At 51.5% G+C, this 2,848-nt stretch carries 2 protein-coding genes; one reads left to right on the top strand and one right to left on the bottom strand.

Annotation, left to right across the window (positions count from 1 at the left end):
* Nucleotides 1-94: 94 nt before the first annotated feature.
* Nucleotides 95-1,066 (bottom strand): M23 family metallopeptidase, encoded by a 972-nt coding sequence (locus QUB70_RS32225; protein WP_332985869.1) that lies wholly within the window; start codon nucleotides 1,064-1,066, stop codon nucleotides 95-97.
* Nucleotides 1,067-1,340: 274 nt separating this feature from the next.
* Between QUB70_RS32225 and QUB70_RS32220 the strand changes: the two genes are divergently transcribed.
* The gene (locus QUB70_RS32220; RefSeq protein WP_332985868.1) at nucleotides 1,341-2,561 is read left to right on the top strand and encodes an HhoA/HhoB/HtrA family serine endopeptidase; all 1,221 of its coding nucleotides are present in this window, start codon (nucleotides 1,341-1,343) and stop codon (nucleotides 2,559-2,561) included.
* Nucleotides 2,562-2,848: the final 287 nt, after the last annotated feature.

Raw genomic sequence — 2,848 nt, 5'->3', positions numbered from 1 at the left:
CGAGTTGCTCTACTAGAAGAATTTATTATACACTAAAAAAGCCCAAATGATTGCACGGCAACCATTTCGGGCTTTAGCAATTCCGAATTCATCATCAATTACATCTGGTTAAATATCTGCGGAATGTGGGTTGCAAATAAAGCAGCGGATCTTCAGCAACCCAACCCAAACCCGAATTGTACCGAACTTCAAAATGCAAATGAGCCTGCGGAATGTCCCGTTTTCCCGTCGTCCCCACAGTTCCCAAAACTTCTCCAGACTGCACTTTTTGACCGACTTTTACGGCAATATCTTTCAAATGAGCGTAGCGCGTTTGCTTCCCCGCTTGATGGTTAACCACCACTAAATTCCCGTAATCCCCCTGCGGCCCGGCAAAGGCGACAGTCCCCTCGCCCGCCACCAAAACCTGCGTACCCTCCGACGCCAAAAAATCTACGCCGCTGTGGAAAAAAAATTCGCGGCGCACGGGATGCCACTGCCGCCCGTAACGCAAAGCTTCTACCGCTGGGGCGGGCAGCGGAAATCCTTGCACCGATGGCGTCGCATCGGGATTTATAGAAGGCCCGATCGACCTATTCACCGCAGGCACAAACACCGTTTGCCCCAAAGGCCTGCACCCATTCGCCTCAAATAGCAAATCTGCGCGTACTTTGTAACGTTCTGCCAGTTTTTGCCAATTCCAGCCCGCAGGTACTTCTACCTCGATGCCGCTGTACGGAGGAATGACGATCGCACTTCCGGCAGCTACTCGCCCGCCCCGCAACATCGGATTTATCCCGACCAGCGCCGCAGGAATCACATTGTACTGCCGCGCGATGCTTTCTATGGTTTCGCCCTGGGCCGCAGTGTGGCGGCGCAACCGAGACCTAGCCGGTTCCGGGCAATCGCGGGCGGGGTCGGGGTTTTCTACAGGTGTACCTGAAGGAAGATTTGCAGGTGGGATCTCGGTATTTGCCGCGGTTTTCCCAACGGGTGCGATCGACCAAAGTAGTGCAGAAATGAGCGGAAATAAGCGTTTAAAAGTCATTAGGTAGAGAAAAAAGTATTCATTTCGGACAATTGACAATTTTCGATCCGAGTAAAACTGGATATTTGAAAGCTCTACCCGCCCTGGAGACTACAAATCCCAGGCTAAGCCAAGTTAGGATGAGAATTATTAGTTTTGGTCGCTCTTGGCAAATCAGGCAAAAATTGCTTGTGATGCCGATGGGCGCCTGCCTGTTAACAGCTATGTTCTTGAGGAAGCGGTACTCCCCGCCCCGCTTTCTTCCCGTCGCCAAGACAAAAATGCTTGATTCGGAACTGTCTGCGGGGATGAGGTATTTAGCGGGAGTTATTAAATGAGTTTATCTTTTAAGCAAGCGACCCTTTATGTGACTTTGCTGTCGATCGGGGGAGGCGTGGGATGGTTGGGAAATCGCTATCTGCAAAGCCCAAACAATCTGGAAACCGCATTGGTTTTACCCGTCGTGCGCCAGCAAATCCCCCCCTATGCGTCTCCTCCAGTTCAGGAAAATCGGGCGGTCGATCGCACCAATCCCAATTTTATTGCTGAAGCAGCCGAAAAAGTCGGCCCGGCTGTAGTGCGGATTGACGCATCGAGCAAAGTGACGAATCAAGTACCGGAAGCTTTCAAAAATCCTTTGTTTCGTCGGTTTTTTGGAGACAGTTTGCCGCAGCCGGAAGAACGAGTCAAGCGAGGTACGGGTTCGGGATTTATTCTCACTCCAGACGGCCGCATCGTTACTAATGCTCACGTCGTCTCCGGGACGGATACCGTCAAGGTGACGCTCAAAGACGGCCGCGAGTTTGAGGGTAAGGTGCAGGGGGTCGATCCGCTGACGGATGTGGCTGTTGTTAAGATTGATGCCAAGGAACTGCCGCAGGTGGCTTTGGGCCGATCGGACAATATTGTACCGGGACAGTGGGCGATCGCGATCGGCAATCCTTTAGGTCTCGACAATACCGTGACTGTGGGCATTATCAGCGCTACGGGTCGATCGAGTTCCCAAGTCGGCATCCCCGACAAGCGAGTCCGCTTCATCCAAACCGACGCCGCCATCAACCCCGGCAATTCTGGCGGCCCGCTGCTCAACGACCAAGGCGAAGTAATTGGCATCAATACCGCCATTCGCGCTGACGCTCAGGGCTTGGGATTTGCAATTCCGATCGAAACCGCCAAACGAGTTTCCGATCAGTTATTCGCCAAAGGTAAAGCCGAACACGCCTATCTCGGCATTCAAATGGTCAGCTTGACTGCCGCCACCAAGGCAGAACTCAACAAACAGCTCGATAATAATAAAATTACCCTCGATCGAGGCGTAGCCGTGACGCGAGTCGTGGAAAATTCCCCCGCTCAAAAAGCCGACTTGCGCGCTGGAGATGTCATTCAAAAAGTTGACGGAATTGCGGTGAACACTCCCGGGGACGTGCAAGAACGGGTGGAAAGCACTGTTGTAGGCAAAGAACTCGAAGTGGAAATTAACCGTTTGGGTCAAGTTCAGAAAATTAAAGTACGTCCGGGTGCTTTTCCCCTATCGGGTAGCCCCGCCGGTGGGTAATACCATTTTGGATTTTCGATTTTCAATTAAAGAATTGGGAATGACTTACTGCATAAGGATTTGAAGCTTACCTACAGTTGCATTTTTTTGTGAAACTGGTATTAGTTGCAAACGGTGGAGGATGAAAGATAAATGTGATGCTTTATAGTCCTGGACGCAGCAACCGGGTTTTTTCACCAAAATCCTCGGTGTAGCGCCAGGGATATCCGGGTGAACTACCAGACGCTGACCACTTAAGTGGTACAGCGCTGGCTTCCTGGTTCAACGGGAACAGCGTCCAACAAAAC

It is taken from the genome of Microcoleus sp. A003_D6, assembly GCF_036702825.1.
In the GTDB taxonomy this organism is placed as follows: domain Bacteria; phylum Cyanobacteriota; class Cyanobacteriia; order Cyanobacteriales; family Microcoleaceae; genus Microcoleus.
The sequence above is the reverse complement of the archived record's forward strand: the minus strand, read 5'-3'. Positions and strand labels throughout refer to the sequence as shown.

What these genes read in the sequence shown, in the direction of transcription:
- QUB70_RS32220 (WP_332985868.1), top strand. Translation starts at nt 1,341, where the DNA reads ATGAGTTTATCTTTTAAGCAAGCGACCCTTTATGTGACTTTGCTGTCG.